General features: G+C 45.2%; 23 protein-coding genes. 16 read left to right on the top strand and 7 right to left on the bottom strand.

What is annotated here, in order from left to right:
- Positions 1-83: 83 nt before the first annotated feature.
- The 4 genes from fbaA to tkt form a co-directional block, all read right to left on the bottom strand.
- Entirely contained in the window at positions 84-1160 is a 1077-nt protein-coding gene (gene fbaA, locus KHN78_RS10185; RefSeq protein ID WP_128810151.1) for a class II fructose-bisphosphate aldolase, read from the bottom strand.
- 152 nt (positions 1161-1312) lie between these two features.
- A complete protein-coding gene (locus KHN78_RS10180) occupies positions 1313-2476 on the bottom strand; it encodes a phosphoglycerate kinase (protein ID WP_128810150.1) in 1164 nt (387 codons plus the stop codon).
- Between the two features lie 153 nt (positions 2477-2629).
- Positions 2630-3682: an erythrose-4-phosphate dehydrogenase gene (gene epd, locus KHN78_RS10175; protein WP_211915954.1), complete on the bottom strand. Its 1053-nt coding sequence runs from the start codon at positions 3680-3682 to the stop codon at positions 2630-2632.
- Positions 3683-3819: 137 nt separating this feature from the next.
- Complete coding sequence (gene tkt / locus KHN78_RS10170; RefSeq protein ID WP_211915953.1) at positions 3820-5814, bottom strand: transketolase; 1995 nt, start codon at positions 5812-5814, stop codon at positions 3820-3822.
- On the opposite strand from tkt, the gene KHN78_RS10165 reads away from it, so the two are divergent.
- The 9 genes from KHN78_RS10165 (at position 5813) to ruvX (ending at position 12927) form a co-directional block, all read left to right on the top strand.
- Positions 5813-6007, top strand: a complete 195-nt coding sequence (locus tag KHN78_RS10165) for a hypothetical protein (protein ID WP_128810147.1) — start codon at positions 5813-5815, stop codon at positions 6005-6007. The genes tkt and KHN78_RS10165 overlap by 2 nt on opposite strands.
- A 174-nt stretch (positions 6008-6181) precedes the next feature.
- On the top strand, positions 6182-7336 hold the full coding sequence (metK, locus tag KHN78_RS10160; protein WP_128810146.1) for a methionine adenosyltransferase: 1155 nt from the start codon (positions 6182-6184) through the stop codon (positions 7334-7336).
- Between the two features lie 288 nt (positions 7337-7624).
- Entirely contained in the window at positions 7625-8422 is a 798-nt protein-coding gene (locus KHN78_RS10155) for a DUF2189 domain-containing protein (RefSeq protein ID WP_128810145.1), read from the top strand.
- Between the two features lie 66 nt (positions 8423-8488).
- Positions 8489-8986, top strand: coding sequence for a SprT family zinc-dependent metalloprotease (locus KHN78_RS10150; RefSeq protein WP_211915952.1), 498 nt, complete (start codon positions 8489-8491; stop codon positions 8984-8986).
- Positions 8987-9240: 254 nt separating this feature from the next.
- Positions 9241-9936, top strand: coding sequence for a deoxyribonuclease I (endA, locus tag KHN78_RS10145; RefSeq protein WP_128810143.1), 696 nt, complete (start codon positions 9241-9243; stop codon positions 9934-9936).
- A gap of 135 nt (positions 9937-10071) precedes the next feature.
- Positions 10072-10803, top strand: coding sequence for a 16S rRNA (uracil(1498)-N(3))-methyltransferase (gene rsmE / locus KHN78_RS10140; RefSeq protein ID WP_128812237.1), 732 nt, complete (start codon positions 10072-10074; stop codon positions 10801-10803).
- A gap of 14 nt (positions 10804-10817) precedes the next feature.
- On the top strand, positions 10818-11768 hold the full coding sequence (gene gshB, locus KHN78_RS10135; protein WP_211915951.1) for a glutathione synthase: 951 nt from the start codon (positions 10818-10820) through the stop codon (positions 11766-11768).
- 139 nt (positions 11769-11907) lie between these two features.
- A complete protein-coding gene (locus KHN78_RS10130; RefSeq protein WP_211915950.1) occupies positions 11908-12471 on the top strand; it encodes a YqgE/AlgH family protein in 564 nt (187 codons plus the stop codon).
- A gap of 30 nt (positions 12472-12501) precedes the next feature.
- On the top strand, positions 12502-12927 hold the full coding sequence (gene ruvX, locus KHN78_RS10125; protein ID WP_128810140.1) for a Holliday junction resolvase RuvX: 426 nt from the start codon (positions 12502-12504) through the stop codon (positions 12925-12927).
- A gap of 96 nt (positions 12928-13023) precedes the next feature.
- Here ruvX and KHN78_RS10120 read toward each other — a convergent pair whose 3' ends face one another.
- Together KHN78_RS10120 and KHN78_RS10115 are read right to left on the bottom strand one after the other, a co-directional pair.
- Complete coding sequence (locus KHN78_RS10120) at positions 13024-14130, bottom strand: PilT/PilU family type 4a pilus ATPase (RefSeq protein WP_211915949.1); 1107 nt, start codon at positions 14128-14130, stop codon at positions 13024-13026.
- Positions 14131-14157: 27 nt separating this feature from the next.
- A complete protein-coding gene (locus KHN78_RS10115; RefSeq protein ID WP_128810138.1) occupies positions 14158-15198 on the bottom strand; it encodes a type IV pilus twitching motility protein PilT in 1041 nt (346 codons plus the stop codon).
- A gap of 28 nt (positions 15199-15226) precedes the next feature.
- Here KHN78_RS10115 and KHN78_RS10110 point away from each other — a divergent pair, with 28 nt between their 5' ends.
- The 7 genes from KHN78_RS10110 to hemW all read left to right on the top strand — a co-directional run bounded on the left by KHN78_RS10110 (position 15227) and on the right by hemW (position 20244).
- Positions 15227-15937: a YggS family pyridoxal phosphate-dependent enzyme gene (locus KHN78_RS10110; RefSeq protein ID WP_211915948.1), complete on the top strand. Its 711-nt coding sequence runs from the start codon at positions 15227-15229 to the stop codon at positions 15935-15937.
- Between the two features lie 190 nt (positions 15938-16127).
- A complete protein-coding gene (gene proC, locus KHN78_RS10105; RefSeq protein ID WP_211915947.1) occupies positions 16128-16946 on the top strand; it encodes a pyrroline-5-carboxylate reductase in 819 nt (272 codons plus the stop codon).
- Between the two features lie 52 nt (positions 16947-16998).
- Positions 16999-17556, top strand: coding sequence for a YggT family protein (locus tag KHN78_RS10100; RefSeq protein ID WP_128810135.1), 558 nt, complete (start codon positions 16999-17001; stop codon positions 17554-17556).
- Positions 17556-17846 (top strand): DUF167 family protein YggU, encoded by a 291-nt coding sequence (gene yggU, locus KHN78_RS10095; RefSeq protein WP_211915946.1) that lies wholly within the window; start codon positions 17556-17558, stop codon positions 17844-17846. The genes KHN78_RS10100 and yggU overlap by 1 nt, the downstream gene beginning before the upstream one ends.
- Before the next feature lie 63 nt (positions 17847-17909).
- Positions 17910-18341, top strand: a complete 432-nt coding sequence (locus KHN78_RS10090) for a DUF4426 domain-containing protein (RefSeq protein WP_211915945.1) — start codon at positions 17910-17912, stop codon at positions 18339-18341.
- Between the two features lie 94 nt (positions 18342-18435).
- Complete coding sequence (locus tag KHN78_RS10085; protein ID WP_211915944.1) at positions 18436-19038, top strand: XTP/dITP diphosphatase; 603 nt, start codon at positions 18436-18438, stop codon at positions 19036-19038.
- 33 nt (positions 19039-19071) lie between these two features.
- Positions 19072-20244, top strand: coding sequence for a radical SAM family heme chaperone HemW (gene hemW / locus KHN78_RS10080; RefSeq protein ID WP_211915943.1), 1173 nt, complete (start codon positions 19072-19074; stop codon positions 20242-20244).
- A 123-nt stretch (positions 20245-20367) separates the two neighbouring features.
- Here the strand turns inward: hemW and glsB are convergent, their stop codons facing one another.
- Positions 20368-21288, bottom strand: coding sequence for a glutaminase B (glsB, locus tag KHN78_RS10075; protein ID WP_211915942.1), 921 nt, complete (start codon positions 21286-21288; stop codon positions 20368-20370).
- Between the last annotated feature and the right edge of the window lie 14 nt (positions 21289-21302).

Raw genomic sequence — 21302 nt, 5'->3', positions numbered from 1 at the left:
ATAAGTCTAGATTCGATAAGCAAAATGCAGACACAAAAAACCCGCTCATGTGAGCGGGTTTAAAATCAATCTAATGTGACGAATTATAGTACGTCGATTGCGTTTAGGTCTGCGAAAGCTTTCTCTAGACGAGTAACCATTGACGCTTGACCAGCACGTAGCCATACGCGTGGGTCGTAGTATTTCTTGTTAGGCGCAGCTTCACCAGTTGGGTTACCGATTTGACCTTGTAGGTAATCACGGTTTTCAGCTTCGTAAGTACGGATACCGTCCCAAGTTGCCCACTGTGTATCAGTATCGATGTTCATTTTGATAACACCGTAAGAGATAGACTCTTTGATTTCAGCTTCAGTTGAACCAGAACCACCGTGGAATACGAAGTTTAGCGCGTTTGGTGCGATACCAAATTTCTCTGCGCAGTATGCTTGAGAGTCACGTAGGATAGTTGGAGTAAGTACAACGTTACCTGCTTGGTAAACACCGTGTACGTTACCGAAAGATGCCGCGATAGTGAAACGGTGGCTGATTGGGCTTAGTTTCTCGTATGCGTAAGCTACGTCTTCTGGAGAAGTGTATAGCTCAGACTGATCCATATCAGAGTTGTCTACGCCGTCTTCTTCACCACCAGTACAACCTAGTTCAAATTCTAGAGTCATACCCATTTTTTCCATACGCGCTAGGTATTGAGCACAGATTTCGATGTTCTCTTCTAGAGACTCTTCAGAAAGGTCAATCATGTGAGAAGAGAATAGAGGCTTACCAGTTTGAGCGAAGAACTCTTCACCAGCGTCTAGTAGACCGTCGATCCATGGAAGAAGTTTCTTAGCAGCGTGGTCAGTGTGAAGAATTACTGGCACACCGTAAGCTTCAGCTACAGCGTGAACGTATTTTGCACCAGCAACAGCACCAAGGATTTGAGCACCTTGACCTTCAAGTTTCACGCCTTTACCAGCGAAGAAAGCAGCGCCGCCGTTAGAGAACTGAACTACAACTGGAGCTTTAACTTTAGCTGCAGCTTCAAGTACGCCGTTGATAGAATCAGTGTTAACAACGTTAACTGCTGGAAGAGCGAAATTGTTTTCTTTCGCTACTTCAAAAACTTTTTGTACGTCATCGCCAGAGATAACACCTGGTTTTACGAAGTCGAAGATCTTAGACATGGATGTAATCCTATTTATCTGTCGTTTTTAAACAAAACTTATTAAATTAAAAATCTTGCAAACGTTTGCTCACAACTGAGGCCATTCTAGCAGACTTAGCTTCGCATTGCAGCAAACAAGAAAGCGGGAGATGTCTCCCGCTTTACTGAATATTACTTAGCTGCGCGTGCTTCTAGCATTTCAACCGCAGGAAGTACTTTACCTTCTACAAACTCAAGGAAAGCACCGCCGCCAGTAGAGATGTAAGAAACGTCAGCTTTAATACCGAATTGGTCGATAGCTGCTAGCGTATCACCACCACCTGCTACAGAGAATGCAGCAGACTTAGCGATTGCTTCAGAGATACCTTTAGTACCTGCTTCGAAGTTTTTGAATTCGAATACGCCTACAGGACCATTCCACAGGATAGTTTTCGCGTTTGCAATGATCTCAGCTAGAGCAGCCGTTGAATCTGGACCTAAGTCGAAGATCATGTCGTCATCTTGAACGTCAGCAACATTCTTGATTTCAGCTTCTGCGTTCTCATCGAAAGCTTTTGCACAAGCAACGTCAGTCGCAACTGGAATTGCACACTCTTTCATTAGTTTTTGTGCTGTTTCAACTAGGTCAGCTTCGTACAGAGACTTACCTACATTGTGACCTTCAGCTGCGATGAATGTGTTCGCGATACCACCACCAACAACAAGTTGGTCAGCGATTTTAGATAGCGACTCAAGAACAGTCAGTTTAGTAGAAACTTTTGAACCACCAACGATAGCAACTAGAGGACGCTCTGGGTTGCTCATTGCTTTGCCTAGTGCTTCTAGTTCAGCAGCTAGTAGAGGACCAGCACATGCAACTTCAGCAAACATGCCTACGCCGTGAGTTGAAGCTTGTGCGCGGTGAGCCGTACCGAATGCATCCATTACGAATACATCACATAGTGCTGCGTACTTCTTAGATAGTTCTTCTTCGTTTTTCTTTTCGCCTTTGTTGAAGCGAACGTTTTCAAGAACAACAAGCTCACCAGCGTTTAGTTCTAGACCATCTAGGTAATCTTTCGCTAGTTTAACTTCGCAATCTAGTGCGTCGTTTAGGTAGTTAACTACTGGTTGTAGAGAGAACTCTTCAGCGTATTCACCTTCAGTTGGGCGACCTAGGTGAGATGTCACCATTACTTTCGCGCCAGCTTCTAGACATAGCTTGATAGTTGGAAGAGATGCGATGATACGTGCATCAGAAGTTACTTTACCGTCTTTTACTGGCACGTTAAGGTCAGCACGGATAAATACACGTTTACCTGCTAGATCCAGGTCAGTCATCTTGATTACAGACATGATGTGTCCTCTCAAATATTTAATAATTAAAGTTTTTGAAAACTCGGCAATCCTGCCAAGCCCGTTAATTCTTCAAACTGATTACTGATATGGAGATACGTTTAATTTATTTCAAGGCTTGAAATAAAAATTTTCTCCATCGCTTCTTCAACATTATTGATCCACTTGTGAAGAAGCTTGCATTGCTAATGCGGTGTCTAACATCCGGTTCGCAAAGCCCCACTCGTTATCACACCAAACAAGCATTTTAACTAAATGCCCATTACTCACTCTGGTTTGCGTTCCATCCACAATCGCACTGTGCGGATCGTGATTGAAATCGATAGAAACAAGTGGCGATTCAGTATAGTCAACAATGTCACGTAATGTACACTGAGATGCGTTAACAATGGTTTGATTTACGTCATTAACTTTCACATTTGTACTAATTGTGACACTTAAATCCATCGCGGTCACATTTACCGTTGGCACTCGAACCGAAATTGCTTCAAATTTGTTAGAAAATTTCGGGAATATTCTTTCAATACCTTTATGCAACTTTGTGTCTACAGGGATAATAGATTGGCTTGCTGCTCGAGTACGTCTTAAATCGTTATGATAGGCGTCAATGACTTGCTGATCGTTCATTGATGAATGGATGGTGGTAATGGTTCCAGACTCGATTCCGAATGCCTCATCCAACACTTTAATGATCGGTACAATGCAGTTGGTGGTACATGACCCATTCGATACAACACGATGTTCATCTTTTAAGGTTTCGTGGTTCACACCATAAATAATCGTGTTATCGATATCACTTGCACCAGGATGTGAGAACAGCACTTTCTTGGCACCAGCTTCTATATGCGCTTGCCCATCAGCCTGAGAGCCGTAGACACCCGTGCAATCGAGGACAATATCAACCTCTAAGTCACGCCACGGTAACAGGTCAATTTCGGCAAGATGAAGAATTCGAATGGAATCATATTCGCCACTGTCATGGTGACAAGAACCGTGATGAACGTAGAGGTGTTCTTGATCGTGAGAGATTTTTTTTCCGAAGCGGCCATGACTGGTGTCATATTGAAGAAGATGCGCCATGGCTTCTGGTTGTGCGAGTTCATTGACCGCAACAACCTTAATTTGTTGATGCTTACCGCTTTCATATACTGCTCGCAGTACATTACGACCGATACGTCCAAATCCATTGATCGCAACCTTTAGCATGATTCCCTCGCCTCACCAAAAAATCGTGTCACAGATAGTAACTGATTGAACACGAGAACGCATTAATAGATTCGTTCCTCAATTTAAGACACAAAAAACCGAGCACTAACGCTCGGTTTTTCATTTCTAGCGCTAAATTACGCTAATAGTTCTTTTGCTGTGTTCACTACGTTTTCTACAGTGAAACCAAACATCTCGAACAATTGCTCAGCTGGCGCAGATTCACCGAATGTTGTCATACCGATGATGCGACCGTCAAAGCCAACGTACTTGTACCAGAAGTCTGCAATGCCCGCTTCTACCGCGATACGTGCTGTTACGTCTGATGGCAGTACAGATTCACGGTAAGCGGCGTCTTGCTTGTCAAATGCATCTGTTGATGGCATTGAAACAACGCGTACTTTCTTACCTTCAGCGGTTAGTTGCTCAGCAGCTTTCACTGCTAGCTCAACTTCAGAGCCTGTCGCGATAAGGATTAGCTCAGGCTTACCATCGCTGTCTTTCAGGACGTAAGCACCTTTTGCGATGTCCGCTACTTGTTCAGCTGTACGCTCTTGCTGTGCTAGGTTTTGACGAGAGAAGATAAGTGCCGATGGCCCATCTTTACGTTCAATAGCAAGCTTCCATGAAACTGCAGACTCAACTTGGTCACATGGGCGCCATGTGCTCATGTTCGGCGTCAAACGTAGAGACGCGATTTGCTCAACTGGTTGGTGAGTTGGGCCATCTTCACCAAGACCGATAGAGTCATGCGTGTAAACTTGGATGTTCTGAACTTTCATCAGAGCAGCCATGCGCATTGCGTTACGAGCGTATTCCATGAACATTAGGAATGTTGCGCCGTAAGGAACGAAACCGCCGTGTAGTGCAATGCCGTTCATGATCGCTGTCATACCGAATTCACGTACACCGTAGTGGATGTAGTTACCAGAGAAGTCGCTTGCTTCTAGAGACTTAGAACCAGACCACATAGTTAGGTTAGAAGGCGCTAGGTCAGCAGAGCCGCCCATAAATTCTGGAAGCATTTGACCAAACGCTTCTAGTGCGTTTTGAGATGCTTTACGTGATGCGATGTTCGCTGGGTTTGCTTGAAGATCAGCGATGATTGCCGATGCTTTTTCTTCCCACTGTGCAGGAAGTTCGCCGTTCAGACGACGCTTAAGCTCTGCCGCTTCTGCTGGGTAAGCTGCTGCGTATGCTTCAAATTTCGCGTTCCAAGCCGCTTCTTTCTCAGAACCCGCCGCTTTTGCATCCCACTCAGCGTATACATCTGCAGGGATTTCAAATGCTGGGTGTTCCCAACCTAGGAATTCACGCGCTGCTGTGATTTCTTCCGCACCTAGTGGCGCACCGTGACAGTCGTGAGAGCCTGATTTGTTTGGAGAACCAAAGCCGATGATAGTTTTAGTACAGATAAGCGTAGGACGAGGGTCCGCTTTTGCCGCTTCAATTGCAGCATTGATTGCTTCAGAGTCGTGACCGTCAACAGCTGGAATTACGTGCCAGCCGTAAGCTTCAAAGCGCTTAGGTGTGTCGTCAGAGAACCAACCTTCAACGTGACCATCGATAGAAATGCCGTTGTCATCCCAAAATGCAATCAGTTTGCCAAGGCCTAGTGTACCAGCAAGAGAGCAAGCCTCGTGCGAGATACCTTCCATCAAACAACCGTCGCCCATGAACACGTAAGTGAAGTGATCAACGATGTCATGGCCTTCTTTGTTGAACTGAGCCGCTAGTGCTTTCTCAGCCATTGCCATACCAACTGCGTTAGTGATGCCTTGACCTAGAGGACCCGTCGTTGTCTCGATACCAGGCGCGTAACCGTACTCTGGGTGACCTGGAGTCTTAGAGTGAAGCTGACGGAAGTTCTTAAGATCATCGATAGACAGCTCGTATCCGCTCAGATGCAGTAGAGAGTAAATCAGCATAGAGCCGTGGCCGTTAGACAAAACAAAACGGTCGCGGTCAGCCCACTCTGGGTTTGCTGGGTTGTGATTTAGGTGAGAACGCCAAAGAACTTCAGCGATATCAGCCATACCCATAGGTGCGCCTGGGTGGCCAGAGTTTGCTTGTTGAACGCCATCCATGCTTAGAGCGCGGATTGCATTAGCCAGATGTTTACGAGAAGACATGTCTGCTCCTGAGTGCATTAAGCGAATTAATAAAGGAATGTTGGCACAACCCCAAATCATGTTGGGCGTTAAAGTGCGAGCAATATTCTCTCAAAGCAAAAATCCGACTGCAAACGTTTTACTCACCATTTTTGAGGTTTTAGCGCAATCTTTTTCTAGTTATCCCGCTTTTTGTTTAAATTCACCACACTAAAAGCAAACGTTTGGGAAATATACTGTGTGAATTCAAACTGAAAAATAGCTTGTAATTCGAACACGGAAATTTAAAATAGACGTCTAGATGTAGAAACACCTACAAACAGTATTGAATTTTTCGTGGCCAGCTTGGGTTAGTTAGCCATGAGTAAACTTTTAGATTGGAGCTATCATGGCTAAGCACCTGTTCACTTCTGAGTCGGTATCAGAAGGTCATCCAGATAAAATCGCAGACCAAATCTCTGACGCAGTTCTTGATGCTATTCTTGAGCAAGACCCTAAGGCACGTGTTGCTTGTGAAACTTACGTAAAAACCGGCATGGTTATGGTAGGTGGTGAGATCACAACTTCTGCGTGGGTTGATATCGAAGAACTGACTCGTGAAACCGTACGTGAAATCGGTTACGTTCACTCAGACATGGGCTTTGATGCTAACTCTTGTGCTGTTCTAAACACCATTGGTAAGCAATCACCAGACATCAACCAAGGTGTTGATAAAGCCGATCCTAAAGAGCAAGGCGCGGGTGACCAAGGTATCATGTTTGGTTACGCAACGAACGAAACTGAAATTTTAATGCCAGCTCCAATTACTTACTCTCACTTGCTAGTGAAAAAGCAAGCTGAAGTACGTAAGAGCGGTAAGCTAGACTTCCTACGTCCAGACGCGAAGTCTCAGGTTACTTTCCAGTACGACCAAGGCAAGATCGTAGGCATCGATGCTGTTGTTCTTTCAACTCAGCACTGTGATTCAGTATCAACACCTGATCTACGTGAAGCGGTTATGGAAGAAATCATCAAGCCAGTACTGCCATCAGAGTGGATCAGCAAAGACACCAACTTCTTCATTAACCCAACTGGTCGTTTCGTTATTGGCGGTCCAATGGGTGACTGTGGTCTGACTGGTCGTAAGATCATCGTTGATACCTACGGCGGCGCAGCTCGTCACGGTGGCGGTGCATTCTCTGGTAAAGATCCATCGAAAGTAGACCGCTCTGCAGCATATGCAGCGCGTTATGTAGCGAAAAACATCGTAGCTGCAGGCATGGCTGACCGTTGTGAAATCCAACTTTCATACGCTATCGGTGTGGCGGATCCAACGTCTATCATGGTTGAAACGTTCGGTACTGAGAAAGTATCACACGACATCATCATTGAAGCCGTTCGTCAATTCTTCGACCTACGTCCATACGGTCTGCAAGAAATGCTGAACCTTCTTCAACCAATCTACAAGAAGACAGCAGCATACGGCCACTTTGGTCGCGAAGAATTCCCATGGGAAGCGACTGATAAAGCTGAACTTCTACGCGATTTTGCTGGCATCAAATAATCAAATCTCGCAAGAATCAATTAAGCCCTCACCGATTGGTGGGGGCTTTTTGTATCTGCACTCCTTCAGATTACATCGAACAAAACTTCAGCAATTATTTGTAAATTGCGCCAACTCCACCAATAGTTATCATAATGTTAAATGCACTTCGCGATGCATATAACTATTCGAAATAAGATGCAGACTCACGTGGCTAGAGGGGCATATATATAATGCGTCAGTCAGGCATCCGGTCCGTTTCATTCAAAATGAATTTGAGCCCGTAGGGGAGCAAATCAAGGAGGAATTATGCCTCGTACTGTGAATCCGTCAGACTTCCACAATAAACAAAAGGCAGTCCCTGACAACGAATATGCTAGAACCATCCCTTGCAATACCATTAACCTTACCGCGCCATTTCACTGGTTAGCGTTAGGGTTGAACGACTTCGTCCGAATGCCCATCATCAGTGCGTTCTACGGCATCTGTTTTATGGCTGCTGCAATTGGTATTGTGCTTCTTGTTCAGTGGCAAGGTACCCACCTCGTCGTGATGCCAAGTCTTATTGTTTACATGCTGATTGGGCCTTTTCTTGCACTCGGCTTATATGATGCAAGCTGGGAGAGAGAACGTGGGCATAAACCCAGCTTATTCCACTCAATGAAAGCCATCGGACGTAACTCAACGTCTCAATGGGCTTTCGCGGTAATGCTCGCGGTATGCATGATTTTCTGGATGCGTATCGCTGCCCTACTTCACGCTCTATACCCATCTGTACAAGGCGCTCCGCTAACTGAGTTCTTACCTTTCTTGGTTATTGGCTCACTAGTTGGTTTTGTATTGGCTTGTGTGGTTTTCAGTATTTCCGCATTCTCTATACCTTTAATGATGGAACGTCGCGTGGATATGATGACGGCCGTATTTACCAGCTTTAACGCGGTGAAATCCAACATTCCTGCAATGATTGTTTGGGCTGCGATTATTTGTGGCGGTATCTTAATTGGCTTTGCTACTTACGGTATTGGTATGCTGTTTACGATGCCAATCTTAGGCTACGGTACTTGGCATGCATACCATGCCATCATTAAGAAAAAACACACACCTTAGAAAACTGATGCTATGATCCGGCCCTCGCTCACGCGGGGGCTTTTTATTGATTAAATGAGGTGAGTCGTGGATATAGAACTGAGCTATAACGCCAAACAAGTGATGGCAGATTGCATCATGATGGCTGAGCAAGCATTCACACGTTCTTTTCCCATGCCATCACTCTCTTTTAGTGTTCGCGGCAAAGCGGCTGGCAAAGCTTATTTACAACTCAATGAGATTCGCTTAAATCCAAAGCTGTTCTCAGAAAATCCAAAGGCTTTTCTCCAAGAAGTGATTCCTCATGAAGTGGCACATCTTGTTACCTATCAAGTGTATGGTCGCGTGAGGCCACACGGCAAAGAGTGGCAAGGTGTTATGGAGGCCGTCTTTAACGTCCCCGCTAAAACCACTCATAATTTTAATATCGCATCAGTCCAAGGTAAAACCTTTGAGTACCGCTGCGCCTGTACGGTTTATCCACTATCGATACGCCGCCACAATAAAGTTCTCCGCAAAGAAGCGGTATATTCATGCCAAAAATGTCGCCAGAAGTTGAGCTTTACGGGAACTCAGCTTTCTTAACGCTTAGCTTGTTTCTTTATACTTAATTGTTTTCTTTACACTTAGCATCTTTTATCGCCCATTCTCCTAATTTTCAATTTTTGAAATACTTAAACATATTTCCCTTACTTAGCTCATCAAAAGCAGCTCATCAAAAGCGCATCACACTCCATACTCGGTTCTCCCTTTGAATTACTATTGTTAACATACTCATCACTAAAACTCTTTTTTGCGTGATAGAATTGGTAAAGTCATACTTTTTAAAGACTTTAATCATGAAATACCTGTTCTCTTTATTCCTACTTGCGCTTTCTAGTGCGGCAATTGCTGCGCCTCCTAGCTCTTTCTCCGCAGCCAAACGTGAAGCGGTAAAAATCTACGCCGATCATCCAACAAGTTTCTACTGCGGCTGTGACATCAAATGGCAGGGCCGAAAGGGCATTCCGGATCTTTCCTCTTGTGGCTATCAGGTTCGCAAGCAACAAACCCGCGCTTCTCGCATTGAATGGGAACATGTGGTCCCAGCTTGGCAATTCGGCCACCAGCTACAATGCTGGCAAGATGGTGGACGTAAGAATTGCTCTCGTCGTGACAAACAATTCAAATCAATGGAAGCCGATCTCCACAACCTGACACCAGCGATTGGAGAAGTAAACGGTGACCGTTCGAACTACAACTTCAGCCAGTGGAATGGTAAAGACGGCGTCAGCTACGGCCGCTGTGAAATGCAGGTCAACTTCAAGCAACGCAAAGTAATGCCACCCGATCGTGCTCGAGGCTCTATTGCTCGAACATACCTCTACATGAGCAAAGAGTATGGTTTCAAACTGTCCAAGCAACAAAGCCAGTTGATGAGCGCTTGGAACAAAACCTATCCTGTCGATAAATGGGAATGTAAACGCGATGAACGTATTGCCAAGATCCAAGGCAACCATAACCCATTTGTTCAAGAAGCTTGCCGTGCACTGTAATTTGTTCACTTAAACAAGCACTAGCCCGTTACCTAATCGAGGCGTGGATATTTACACGCCTCTTGCCCCTTGTTTTTTCGGTAGAAAGCATCCATGTTAGAGTTTAAATACTCGCGTATGCAGGAAATCGAAACGATGCGTATCCCTCGAATTTATCACCCAGAAACCATTTCACAACTTGGATCCCTTGCTTTAAGTGAAGACGCTGCAAACCATATTGGGCGCGTACTTCGCATGAAAGAGGGTCAAGAAGTACTGCTCTTTGACGGTAACGGTGCAGAGTTCCCTGCCCTTATTAGTGAAGTCAGCAAAAAAAATGTCATGGTTAACCTTACAGAGCGTGTAGATAACAGTATTGAGTCGCCTCTAGATCTACATCTAGGGCAAGTGATTTCACGTGGCGATAAAATGGAGTTTACCATTCAAAAATCCGTTGAACTCGGCGTCAACACCATTACTCCTCTCATCTCTGAGCGTTGTGGAGTCAAGCTAGATCAAAAACGTTTCGAGAAAAAACTCGCTCAATGGCAAAAAATAGCAGTAAGTGCTTGTGAGCAATGTGGTCGAAATGTCGTACCAGAAATTCGTCCAATCATGAGCTTAGAAGAGTGGTGCCAAGAAGAATACGATGGTTTAAAACTGAACTTGCACCCTCGCGCAAAGTATTCCATCAACACCCTGCCAACACCTGTTGAAAAGGTGCGCCTATTGATAGGCCCTGAAGGTGGTTTATCGGCAGATGAAATCGACATGACACGCGAATACCAATTTGAAGAGACGCTGCTCGGCCCACGCGTGTTGCGCACCGAAACGGCAGCTCTGACAGCAATTACAGCTTTACAAGTTCGTTTCGGCGATCTCGGTTAAAACGGAGAAACACAATGATCAAAATGGGTATTGTAATGGACCCTATCTCGTCCATTAACATCAAAAAAGACTCTAGCTTTGCCATGATGCTTGAAGCGCAACGCCGCGGCTACGAAATCCACTACATGGAAATGAACGACCTTCACCTAGACCAAGGTAAAGCGATCGCAGACACCAAAGTAGTCGAACTAAAAGAAGATCCAAACGGTTGGTACGAATTCAAATCAGAGCAAACCATCGAACTTTCTGAGCTAGATGCGGTTCTGATGCGCAAAGATCCTCCGTTCGATACTGAATACATCTATGCTACTTACATTCTTGAACGTGCAGAAGAGCAAGGCACTCTGATCGTGAACAAGCCGCAAAGCTTACGTGACTGTAACGAGAAACTATTTACTGCTTGGTTCCCAGAGTTAACACCAACCACCATCGTAACGCGTAAAGCAGAAAAAATTAAAGCGTTCCGAGAAGAGCATGGTGACGTGATCCTAAAACCACTTGATGGTATGGGTGGCGCTTCGATCTTCCGCGTAAAAGAAAACGATCCAAACGTATCTGTGATCATCGAAACACTCACCAATCATGGTCAAAACTACTCAATGGCACAAACGTTCGTGCCAGATATCAGCAATGGTGATAAGCGTATTCTTGTGGTCGATGGTGAACCAATGCCTTACTGCCTCGCCCGTATCCCAGCGAAAGGTGAAACGCGTGGTAACCTAGCGGCGGGTGGTACTGGAGAAGCTCGCCCACTAAGCGAAACTGACATGCAGATCGCACAAGCAGTTGCGCCAACACTAAAAGAAAAAGGGCTTATTTTTGTTGGCCTTGATGTCATCGGTGACAAACTAACGGAAATCAACGTAACGAGCCCAACTTGTATTCGCGAAATCGAAGCGGCTTTTGATATTTCTATCACCGGCAAGCTAATGGACGCGATAGAGCGCCGTGTAAAAGGCGAATAACTCAAACTGTAGTACAATTATACCCAAGCAACGTTAACGGGCTTGGGTATGTTGCGCAGCCCCTTGTTAACTTAACAAACTCAGATTCCACATCTTGATGTTTACTTAAGTGACCTCACTTTTCTTAAAGGTCAACCAGATGAACCTTAAAAACCACTTCTTAGTTGCAATGCCAGGAATGAAAGACCCTTATTTCCAAAATAGTGTCATTTACCTTTGTGAACATAATGAAGAAGGCGCTATGGGTTTTATCATCAATGCGCCTGTCGATATCACCGTGGGAAACATGCTAAAGCAAGTGGAAGTGCAACCTGTTCATCCTCGCCTGTTTGAAGCCAGTCTAGACAGACCGGTATATAATGGGGGGCCGGTTTCTGAAGATCGTGGTTTCATTCTGCATAAACCAAAAGATTACTATGAATCGAGCATCCAAATGACCGACGACCTGTCCGTTACGACCTCTCGTGATATTTTATCTGTATTGGGTACGGAAGCAGAGCCGAGCGACTATTTAGTTGCACTAGGATACGCAGGATGGAGCGCCGGACAGCTAGAAACCGAGTTGGCAGAAAACTCATGGTTAACCATTGAAGCCACACCAGAAATTATCTTCAATACTCCGATTACGGAACGCTGGAAGAAAGCGGTAGAGAAACTGGGGATCGACCCGAGCCAACTATCTTCTGATGCTGGTCACGCTTAATTCATTCAACATTTAGATTCGAGACTCGACATGTCACGCACAATTATGGCTTTTGACTTTGGTACAAAGAGTATTGGCAGTGCCATCGGCCAAGAAGTTACTGGTACCGCTTCTCCACTAAAAGCATTTAAAGCCAACGACGGTATTCCAAATTGGGATGATATCGAAAAACAGATCAAAGAGTGGCAACCCGATCTATTGGTTGTCGGCTTACCCACTGACCTCCATGGTAAGGATCTAGAAACCATCACACCTCGAGCCAAGAAATTCGCGAACCGCTTGCACGGGCGATATGGACTACCCGTTGAGTTACACGATGAACGCTTATCTACTGCAGAAGCGCGCGCGGAACTATTTAGTATGGGCGGTTACAAAGCGCTCTCTAAAGGCAATATTGACTGCCAGTCTGCCGTGGTCATCCTAGAGAGTTGGTTTGAAACCCTGTGGGGTGAATAACTCTTTTCCGCCAATGAGCATCAAACAAAAAAGGTTGGAATTCTCCAACCTTTTTAACAATTTATAATGCTTATAATGCTGTCTAGCTAAAGCAGCTCAATCCATATCGATCTTAACGTTTTCTAAGCTGCCCGATGAGAAAGATTCTCCGCGCTGAGTTTTCAACATTAAGCGAAGATCATTTGCAGAATCTGCACTGTGCAACGCATCCTCCTCACTGATCTTACCTTGCATCACCAACTTGTAGAGTGACTGATCGAACGTCAACATACCAAATTCATTCGAGCGTGCCATCGTCGCTTTGAGTTCATGTAAATCACCTCGACGAATTAAATCAGAAACTCGCGGGCTATTTAATAGAACCTCAAATACCCCATGTCGACCTTGACCATTTTTATCTCTGATAAGTTGTTGGCCTATCACACCTTTTAAGTTCATCGACAAATCAAACAGAAACTGCTCTTTTTGATCGTTTGGCACTAAATGTAAGATGCGCTCAAGAGCTTGGTTAGCATTGTTAGCGTGCAGGGTTGCCATGCAAAGATGCCCAGTTTCCGCGAACGTCATCGCATATTCCATCGTTTCTCGACTGCGAATTTCACCAATCAAAATCATGTCTGGCGCTTGACGGAGCGAGTTCTTAAGCGCCACCTCGTAGCTTTCAGTATCTAATCCCACTTCTCGTTGTGTGACGATACAACGCTTATGCTCATGCACAAACTCAATGGGATCCTCAACCGTTAGAATATGACCCGCTTTATTGTTGTTTCGATACCCCGTCATTGCAGCCATTGTCGTCGATTTACCCGACCCTGTCGCACCAACCACCAGCACTAGCCCTCGCTTAGCAACAGCAAGATCTTGCAAAACCAACGGCAGCTTTAATTGCTCAAAGGTCGGAATATTGGTCTCAATACGACGAATCACCGCACCTGGTAATTCACGCTGAAAAAAAGCGCTGACGCGAAAACGCCCACAGTCTCTTACTATGGCGAAGTTAGATTCACGGCTACTACGAAATTCTCGGCGACGATCAGGCTCCATGGCACTATCAAGCAACTGCGCTACATCATGCTCGGTCAGCTTCTCACCTTGTGGGCGGAGCTCTCCATCAACTCGAAAGAGTATTGGAGCACCGACCGTAATATAGAGGTCCGACGCTTTAAGCGTGAGCATACCCTCAAGAAATTTGTTCAGATCCATACCACGTATTCGCTATTTTCAAATTCATTACGAGAATTGTTGTGCTTCAAGGCCAACCTTTTTTTCGGCCTCATCATGAGAAACCATACCTTGAGCCATCAACTGACGCGCATTTTGTTCCATGGTTTGCATTCCATGAGCGGCACCCGTTTGAATAATAGAGTACATCTGAGCAACTTTATCTTCGCGAATAAGGTTACGAATAGCAGGGGTTGCCATCATGATTTCATGACAAGCAATCCGGCCGCCACCATTTCGCTTCAATAGCTTTTGGGCAATAACAGAGCGCAGTGATTCAGACAGCATTGAGCGTACCATGTCTTTATCGCTGCCTGGGAATACGTCAATAATACGGTCGATGGTTTTCGCCGCTGAACTAGTATGCAGCGTACCAAAAACAAGGTGGCCGGTTTCTGCGGCAGTAAGTGCTAGGCTGATGGTTTCCTTATCACGCATTTCTCCGACCAAAATCACGTCCGGGTCTTCACGGAGCGCGCTACGCAGTGCATTTTGGAAACTGTGGGTATCACGGTGAACTTCACGTTGGTTGATCAAACATTTGTTATTGGTATGAACAAACTCGATCGGATCTTCAATTGTTAAGATATGCTTGTTGTGATTGCGGTTAATGTAGTCAACAATAGCAGCGAGTGTTGTCGATTTACCCGAACCCGTTGGCCCTGTCACCAACACCAAACCTTTTTCAGCATTCGCTATTTTTTTGAAAATTTCTGGCGCTTCTAACTCATCCAAGGTTGGAATGCTACTTGGGATGGTACGAAAGACAGCAGCACAACCTCGAGATTGATTGAAAGCGTTCACACGAAAACGACCGACATTATGCATTTCAAAGGAAAAATCGACTTCGAGTTTTTCTTCGAATTCACTGCGTTGCGCATCGTTCATGATTTCAAAAACGAGACGATGCACTTCTTGGTGTGTAAACGCTGGTATGCCAAGCTTTCTTACGTCCCCATCAATACGTACCATTGGGGGAACACCGGCAGAAAGATGTAGATCTGATGCATTATGTTTTACACTAAAATCCAGTAACTCAGTGATATCCATTTAAAATCCTTAAGTCTAAAGTACAGCTATGAGTAGTATTCAACAAAATATTGAACATATCACCTCCCAAATTCGCCACGATGAGCAAAAATATGGTCGTTCTCCAGAGTCAGTGCAACTTCTAGCCGTCAGCAAAACAAAACCTGTAGACGCAATTCTAGAAGCTCACCACGCTGGCCAAATCGCTTTTGGCGAAAACTATGTTCAAGAAGGGGTCAGCAAAGTTCAACACTTCGCGGAACACTACCCTGATAATGCCATCGAATGGCACTTTATTGGTCCCATTCAATCCAATAAATCTCGCCCTGTCGCCGAACATTTCGATTGGGTTCATACCATTGATCGCGCTAAAATTGCTCAGCGTCTTAGCGACCAGCGTCCTAATGAACTCGCGCCATTGCAAGTGTTGATTCAAGTAAACACCAGCGGAGAAGAATCCAAGTCGGGCGTCAATGATACCGAGGTATTCGAGCTGGCAGAGTTGATTTCTCGCCTACCTAACCTCACGTTAAGAGGGTTGATGTCGATTCCTGCTAACGTATCCGATTACGAATCACAGCTTCGCGCTTTCAAACAATTGGCAACGTTAAAAGAAAAGCTAACTCAACAATACCCAGATGTCGATACGCTATCTATGGGTATGAGTGGTGATATGGATGCTGCTATCGAAGCAGGTAGCACCATGGTTCGCATCGGCACTGCTATTTTTGGCGCGCGTGACTACGGAACAAAGCCGTAGTTAAATAAAGCCATAGTTAAAAATTGCAAAAGTTAAATAAGCAATAACAGCACTACGTAATAACAGCGCCCCATCGTCAAACATGGTGACGCAATACCTTACTGCTCTTAGAGAAGTAAGGTGGAACAGGTGTCATTATACACCTGTGCACGCAACAAACTGTAAGCACTTATATTTGGAAATCAGACATATGGAACATAAAAAGATTGCCTTTATTGGCGCGGGCAATATGGTAAGAGCGATTGTTTCAGGTCTAGTAGCGGATGGCTATCCAGCCCAAAACATCGTTGCAACTGCCCCATCAGAGACGCGTCGCCAACCTCTTGAGCAAGATTTTGGTATCCGAACCACCAGCGATAACATCGCAGCCGCAGAAGATGCGGATGTTGTGGTATTGTCTGTGAAGCCTCAAATGATGGAAGAAGTGTGTAAACCACTGCAATCTATCGACTTCAGCAATAAACTGGTTATCTCTATTGCGGCTGGCATCAACTGTTCACGTTTGGATGACATGCTAACGACTAATCTCAACTTGGTTCGTGTGATGCCAAACACACCTGCACAACTTGGTTTGGGTATGAGTGGTCTGTATGCGCCTGAACATGTGCAAGAACAAGATAAAGCTTTCGCGGCAGAGCTAATGAAAGCTTGCGGTGAGGTATGTTGGGTTGAACAAGAATCTGGTATCAACAACGTCATTGCTGCAGCGGGCAGCGCACCTGCTTATTTCTTCCTATTTATGGAAGCAATGCAAGCAGAAGCAATGGCTCAAGGGTTTGATAAAGACACTGCTCGTATGTTGGTGCAACAGTCTGCTCTTGGTGCGGCAAAAATGGTCGTAGAGAATCCAAATACTGAGCTGTCTACACTGCGCGAAAACGTAACATCAAAAGGTGGAACAACCGCAGAGGCCTTACGCACATTCAACGAGCATCAACTGTCTGATATTGTAGCTAAAGCCATGCAAGCGACGGTTGCTCGTGCTGAAGAAATGGAAAAACTGTTTTAATTAACTGTGCGACAAAATGAGATCTGTCGTTCATTACTGTTAAGGGTATCTTATGAATTCAATGAGTTTTCTCATCTCAACCCTATTCGACCTCTATATTATGGTCGTTATCTTGCGTATTTGGTTACAAGCTGCACGAGCAGACTTTTACAACCCGTTCTCGCAATTCATTGTTAAGGCGACGCAACCCGTTGTGGCTCCACTGCGCAGAGTGATTCCATCAGTAGGCGGAATTGACTTAGCAACCGTACTGTTTGCTTATGTTTTATGTGTACTAAAATTCGTCGCACTGATCCTTATCGCATCCAATGGTTCGGTCTCTTTTAGTGCTGACTTCTTATTTTTAGGTTTGCTCTCGCTACTTAAAGCCGCAGGGGGCTTACTATTCTGGGTACTATTGATCCGCGCAATCCTGAGCTGGGTAAGCCAAGGCCGCAGCCCTATTGAGTATGTATTCCATCAACTGACTGAGCCAATGCTTGCGCCAATACGTCGCATTATTCCAGCTATGGGTGGCTTTGACCTAAGCGTGCTAGTGCTTTTCATCGTGCTACAATTCGCCAACTTCTTAATGGGTGATATCATTGGTCCTATCTGGTACCAATTATAATGACAACTGCTGTCTGGCATGATGGTGAAGATGTAATACTCAAGCTCTACATTCAACCGAAAGCAAGCCGAGATAAGATCGTCGGCTTGCATGGTGAAGAGCTAAAAGTAGCCATCACTGCCCCGCCTGTCGACGGGAAAGCAAACGCTCACTTGACCAAGTTTCTAGCCAAGCAGTTCAAAGTTGCTAAAGGCTTGGTTCACATAGAGAAAGGTGAACTGGGGCGTCACAAGCAAGTTCGAATAGAATCCCCAGGACAAATACCCACCGAGATTAAAGCCATCATTTGATGGCTTTTTATTTACGATAATTCATTTCAAACTAACAACGGATATCGATTTAAGGAAGAAGCAATGAGTAAATGGATAACAGCCCTACTGATCAGTCTTGTGTCTTTACCAAGCATTGCTGGTCAGTTCAAAACAATGAAAGACATCGAAGTACACTACATTGCGTTTAACTCAACCTTTCTAACGCCTAAAATCGCACGTAGCTACGATATCAAGCGTAATGGCTACAATGCAGTGATAAACATCAGCGTATTAGACAGGGCGTCACTCGGTAAACCTGCGGTTAGTGCGATGATCAGCGGCCAAGCAAAAAACTTAATTGGTCAAACACAAAAGCTCACATTCCGTGAAGTGAAAGAGGGAGAGGCGATTTACTACCTTTCTGAGTTAAACATCAGTAACGAAGAAACCTTTACTTTTGATATTGATATTAAAGCTGGAAACAAAGGTTCAGGTAAGCTTAAATTTACCCAAAAATTCTATGTCGAAGAATGATTGATTAGAAATCGCCTCATTCACTTTTAGACTAGGATAAACATAGACTCTGAAGAGCATCAAACTCTTCTTTTTGCTACAAAACGAGATGATCATGAAAAAAATAGTGCTAGCAACAGGCAACCAAGGCAAAGTGCGTGAGATGGCAGATCTACTGTCTGACTTCGGTTTCGAAGTATTAGCGCAAAGTGAATTCAACGTATCTGAAGTAGCAGAAACTGGCACGACATTCATCGAAAACGCGATCATCAAAGCTCGCCATGCAGCACAAGAAACGGGCCTCCCTGCGATTGCAGATGACTCCGGCTTAGAAGTGGATTACTTAAAAGGTGCGCCAGGTATTTACTCTGCGCGCTACGCAGGTGAAAAAGCCTCTGACCAAGAGAACCTAGAGAAACTGCTTAAAGCAATGGATGGCGTACCGGAAGCCGAACGTACCGCTCGTTTCCACTGCGTATTGGTTTTGATGCGTCATGAAAACGATCCAACTCCTATTGTTTGTCACGGTAAGTGGGAAGGTCGTATTCTAACTGAAGCACACGGTGAAAACGGCTTTGGCTATGATCCTATTTTCTTCGTACCAGAAGATAACTGCGCATCAGCAGAGCTTGAGCCAACTCGTAAGAAACAACTTTCTCATCGTGGTAAAGCATTGAAATCTTTATTCTCTCAATTGTCTGAGCACGTTTCTCAGTAATATGTTTCTCAGTAATATAGAGCGAAAATAACCATGCTAACGCCACCAGCACTGAGCCTATATGTCCATATCCCATGGTGTGTGCAAAAGTGCCCGTATTGCGACTTTAACTCTCACGCGCTTAAAGCCGAGATTCCAGAAGAAGAGTACATCAATGCCCTTCTCGAAGACTTGGATACTGACATTGAGAAATACCGCCTCAACGATGCGCCACGTCCACTGCATTCGATCTTCATTGGCGGTGGTACGCCTAGTCTGATTTCGGCAGAAGGCATCGAACGTCTACTTAAAGGTATTGAAGCGCGTATTCCGTTCAAGCCTGAAATTGAAATCACTATGGAAGCTAACCCTGGCACCATCGAAGCAGAGCGTTTTGCTGGCTACCGCAAGGCTGGCGTAACACGCATCTCTATCGGTGTGCAGAGCTTTGAGCAGCAGAAGCTCGAGCGTTTGGGGCGCATTCACGGTCAAGATGAAGCCGTCAATGCTGCTAAGCTGGCGCACCAAATCGGTTTGAACAGCTTTAACCTCGACCTCATGCACGGCTTACCAGATCAAAGCATCGAACAAGCCTTAGCAGATTTGGACAAAGCGATTGAGTTAGCGCCACCGCACTTGTCTTGGTATCAACTGACCATCGAACCAAACACTATGTTCTACTACAAGCCACCGACTCTGCCAGATGACGATGACTTGTGGGATATCTTCGAGCAAGGACATGAGAAACTCGCAGCGGCAGGTTACGTTCAATACGAGATTTCTGGTTACAGCAAGCCGGGCTATCAGTGTCAACATAACCTGAACTACTGGCGCTTTGGTGATTACCTTGGCATTGGTTGTGGATCTCACGGCAAGCTGAGTTTTGCTGATGGGCGCATCGTTCGCACTACTAAGGTCAAACACCCACGTGGCTATCTGATGGCATACCAAAACATGGTGAAGCCGTATCTGGATAGTGAACAGATTGTGGCTGATGAAGATCGTCCGTTTGAGTTCTTTATGAACCGTTTCCGCTTAATGGAAGCGTGCCCGAAACAAGACTACATCGATACAACAGGTCTGCCTCTGAGCTCAATTCAAGAGACTATCGATTGGGCGCTTGAGATGGGCTATCTAAGTGAAACAGAGACCCACTGGCAAATAACCGAAAAAGGCAAACTCTTCCTCAATGACTTGCTTGAAGCCTTTATGACCGAAGAAGACTAAGGGCTTTGACTTGGGTTATTAGTTTTTGAAATATAAAAATTAATCTAAACAATGCCTCTCACTTGAGAGGCATTTTCATATTCTTATCTCATCAAATTACAAGGGTATTGCTTGAGGAGGGGCTTAAAAAATCGAACGGCCTATTCGCTCGGAAAGTAATTCAAGCGCTTTCGTGCCCGCCAGAGAGTTACCTGATGCATCAAGTTCTGGTGACCAAACCGCTATTGTCATCTCCCCCGGTACAACAGCGATAATGCCGCCGCCCACGCCTGATTTACCCGGCATCCCAACACGATACGCAAACTCACCAGCACCATCGTACAAACCACACGTGGCAAGCAGCGCGTTGAGCTGTTTCGTTTGCATTGCCGTCACCACTGACTTGCCCGTTTGAACAGACGTGCCCTTATTAGCTAGGTAACTAAACGTCTTAGCTAAATCCACGCAGCTCATCTTCAGTGCGCAGGCATGAAAGTAATTTTGCAATACCGGGATCACCTCATTTTCGAAGTTACCAAACGAGCGCATCAGGTAAGCAATCGCCGCGTTACGGTCACCATGCATCATTTCAGAAGCCGCAACGACTTTGTCATAGACAATATGGGTATCACCTGACAATTGGCGAGCAAACTCAAGTAAGCGCTGACGCGGTGCTGATAGGCGGCTTTGAAGTAAATCAGCGACCACAATAGCACCGGCATTGATGAATGGGTTACGTGGAATACCCTGCTCCATCTCTAACTGGATCATCGAGTTAAATGCTTGACCGGACGGTTCCTTGCCTACTCGAGCCCAAATCTCTTCCTGCTTGTATAAACACATAGCAAGTGTCAGGCTCAATGCTTTTGAGATTGATTGAATTGAAAACGGTTCTTGTGAATCCCCAGCTTGAATCACTTCTCCTTCATTTGTGTACACCGCGATACCAAGCTTGGTGTGCGGTACCTTAGCCAATGCAGGAATGTAATCGGCAACCTTTCCTTGGCCTATCAAAGGGCGAACTTCCGCTAGAATGTCCGTCAAAATTTGCGCTGTAGGTTTCATTTTCTACCTTCTTG

The organism is Vibrio sp. B1REV9 (genome assembly GCF_905175395.2).
GTDB lineage: Bacteria > Pseudomonadota > Gammaproteobacteria > Enterobacterales > Vibrionaceae > Vibrio > Vibrio alfacsensis.
The sequence above is the reverse complement of the archived record's forward strand: the minus strand, read 5'-3'. Positions and strand labels throughout refer to the sequence as shown.

Excerpts from the sequence above, each read along its gene's own strand:
- metK (WP_128810146.1), top strand. The coding sequence starts at position 6,182 with ATGGCTAAGCACCTGTTCACTTCTGAGTCGGTATCAGAAGGTCATCCA.
- KHN78_RS10155 (WP_128810145.1), top strand. The coding sequence starts at position 7,625 with ATGCCTCGTACTGTGAATCCGTCAGACTTCCACAATAAACAAAAGGCA.
- KHN78_RS10090 (WP_211915945.1), top strand. The coding sequence starts at position 17,910 with ATGAGTAAATGGATAACAGCCCTACTGATCAGTCTTGTGTCTTTACCA.
- KHN78_RS10130 (WP_211915950.1), top strand. The coding sequence starts at position 11,908 with ATGAACCTTAAAAACCACTTCTTAGTTGCAATGCCAGGAATGAAAGAC.
- KHN78_RS10085 (WP_211915944.1), top strand. The coding sequence starts at position 18,436 with ATGAAAAAAATAGTGCTAGCAACAGGCAACCAAGGCAAAGTGCGTGAG.
- KHN78_RS10165 (WP_128810147.1), top strand. The coding sequence starts at position 5,813 with ATGTCTGCTCCTGAGTGCATTAAGCGAATTAATAAAGGAATGTTGGCA.
- KHN78_RS10120 (WP_211915949.1), bottom strand. The coding sequence starts at position 14,130 with ATGGATCTGAACAAATTTCTTGAGGGTATGCTCACGCTTAAAGCGTCG.
- glsB (WP_211915942.1), bottom strand. The coding sequence starts at position 21,288 with ATGAAACCTACAGCGCAAATTTTGACGGACATTCTAGCGGAAGTTCGC.
- endA (WP_128810143.1), top strand. The coding sequence starts at position 9,241 with ATGAAATACCTGTTCTCTTTATTCCTACTTGCGCTTTCTAGTGCGGCA.
- hemW (WP_211915943.1), top strand. The coding sequence starts at position 19,072 with ATGCTAACGCCACCAGCACTGAGCCTATATGTCCATATCCCATGGTGT.
- KHN78_RS10110 (WP_211915948.1), top strand. The coding sequence starts at position 15,227 with ATGAGTAGTATTCAACAAAATATTGAACATATCACCTCCCAAATTCGC.
- proC (WP_211915947.1), top strand. The coding sequence starts at position 16,128 with ATGGAACATAAAAAGATTGCCTTTATTGGCGCGGGCAATATGGTAAGA.
- fbaA (WP_128810151.1), bottom strand. The coding sequence starts at position 1,160 with ATGTCTAAGATCTTCGACTTCGTAAAACCAGGTGTTATCTCTGGCGAT.
- gshB (WP_211915951.1), top strand. The coding sequence starts at position 10,818 with ATGATCAAAATGGGTATTGTAATGGACCCTATCTCGTCCATTAACATC.
- tkt (WP_211915953.1), bottom strand. The coding sequence starts at position 5,814 with ATGTCTTCTCGTAAACATCTGGCTAATGCAATCCGCGCTCTAAGCATG.
- rsmE (WP_128812237.1), top strand. The coding sequence starts at position 10,072 with ATGCGTATCCCTCGAATTTATCACCCAGAAACCATTTCACAACTTGGA.
- ruvX (WP_128810140.1), top strand. The coding sequence starts at position 12,502 with ATGTCACGCACAATTATGGCTTTTGACTTTGGTACAAAGAGTATTGGC.
- yggU (WP_211915946.1), top strand. The coding sequence starts at position 17,556 with ATGACAACTGCTGTCTGGCATGATGGTGAAGATGTAATACTCAAGCTC.
- KHN78_RS10100 (WP_128810135.1), top strand. The coding sequence starts at position 16,999 with ATGAATTCAATGAGTTTTCTCATCTCAACCCTATTCGACCTCTATATT.
- epd (WP_211915954.1), bottom strand. The coding sequence starts at position 3,682 with ATGCTAAAGGTTGCGATCAATGGATTTGGACGTATCGGTCGTAATGTA.
- KHN78_RS10180 (WP_128810150.1), bottom strand. The coding sequence starts at position 2,476 with ATGTCTGTAATCAAGATGACTGACCTGGATCTAGCAGGTAAACGTGTA.
- KHN78_RS10115 (WP_128810138.1), bottom strand. The coding sequence starts at position 15,198 with ATGGATATCACTGAGTTACTGGATTTTAGTGTAAAACATAATGCATCA.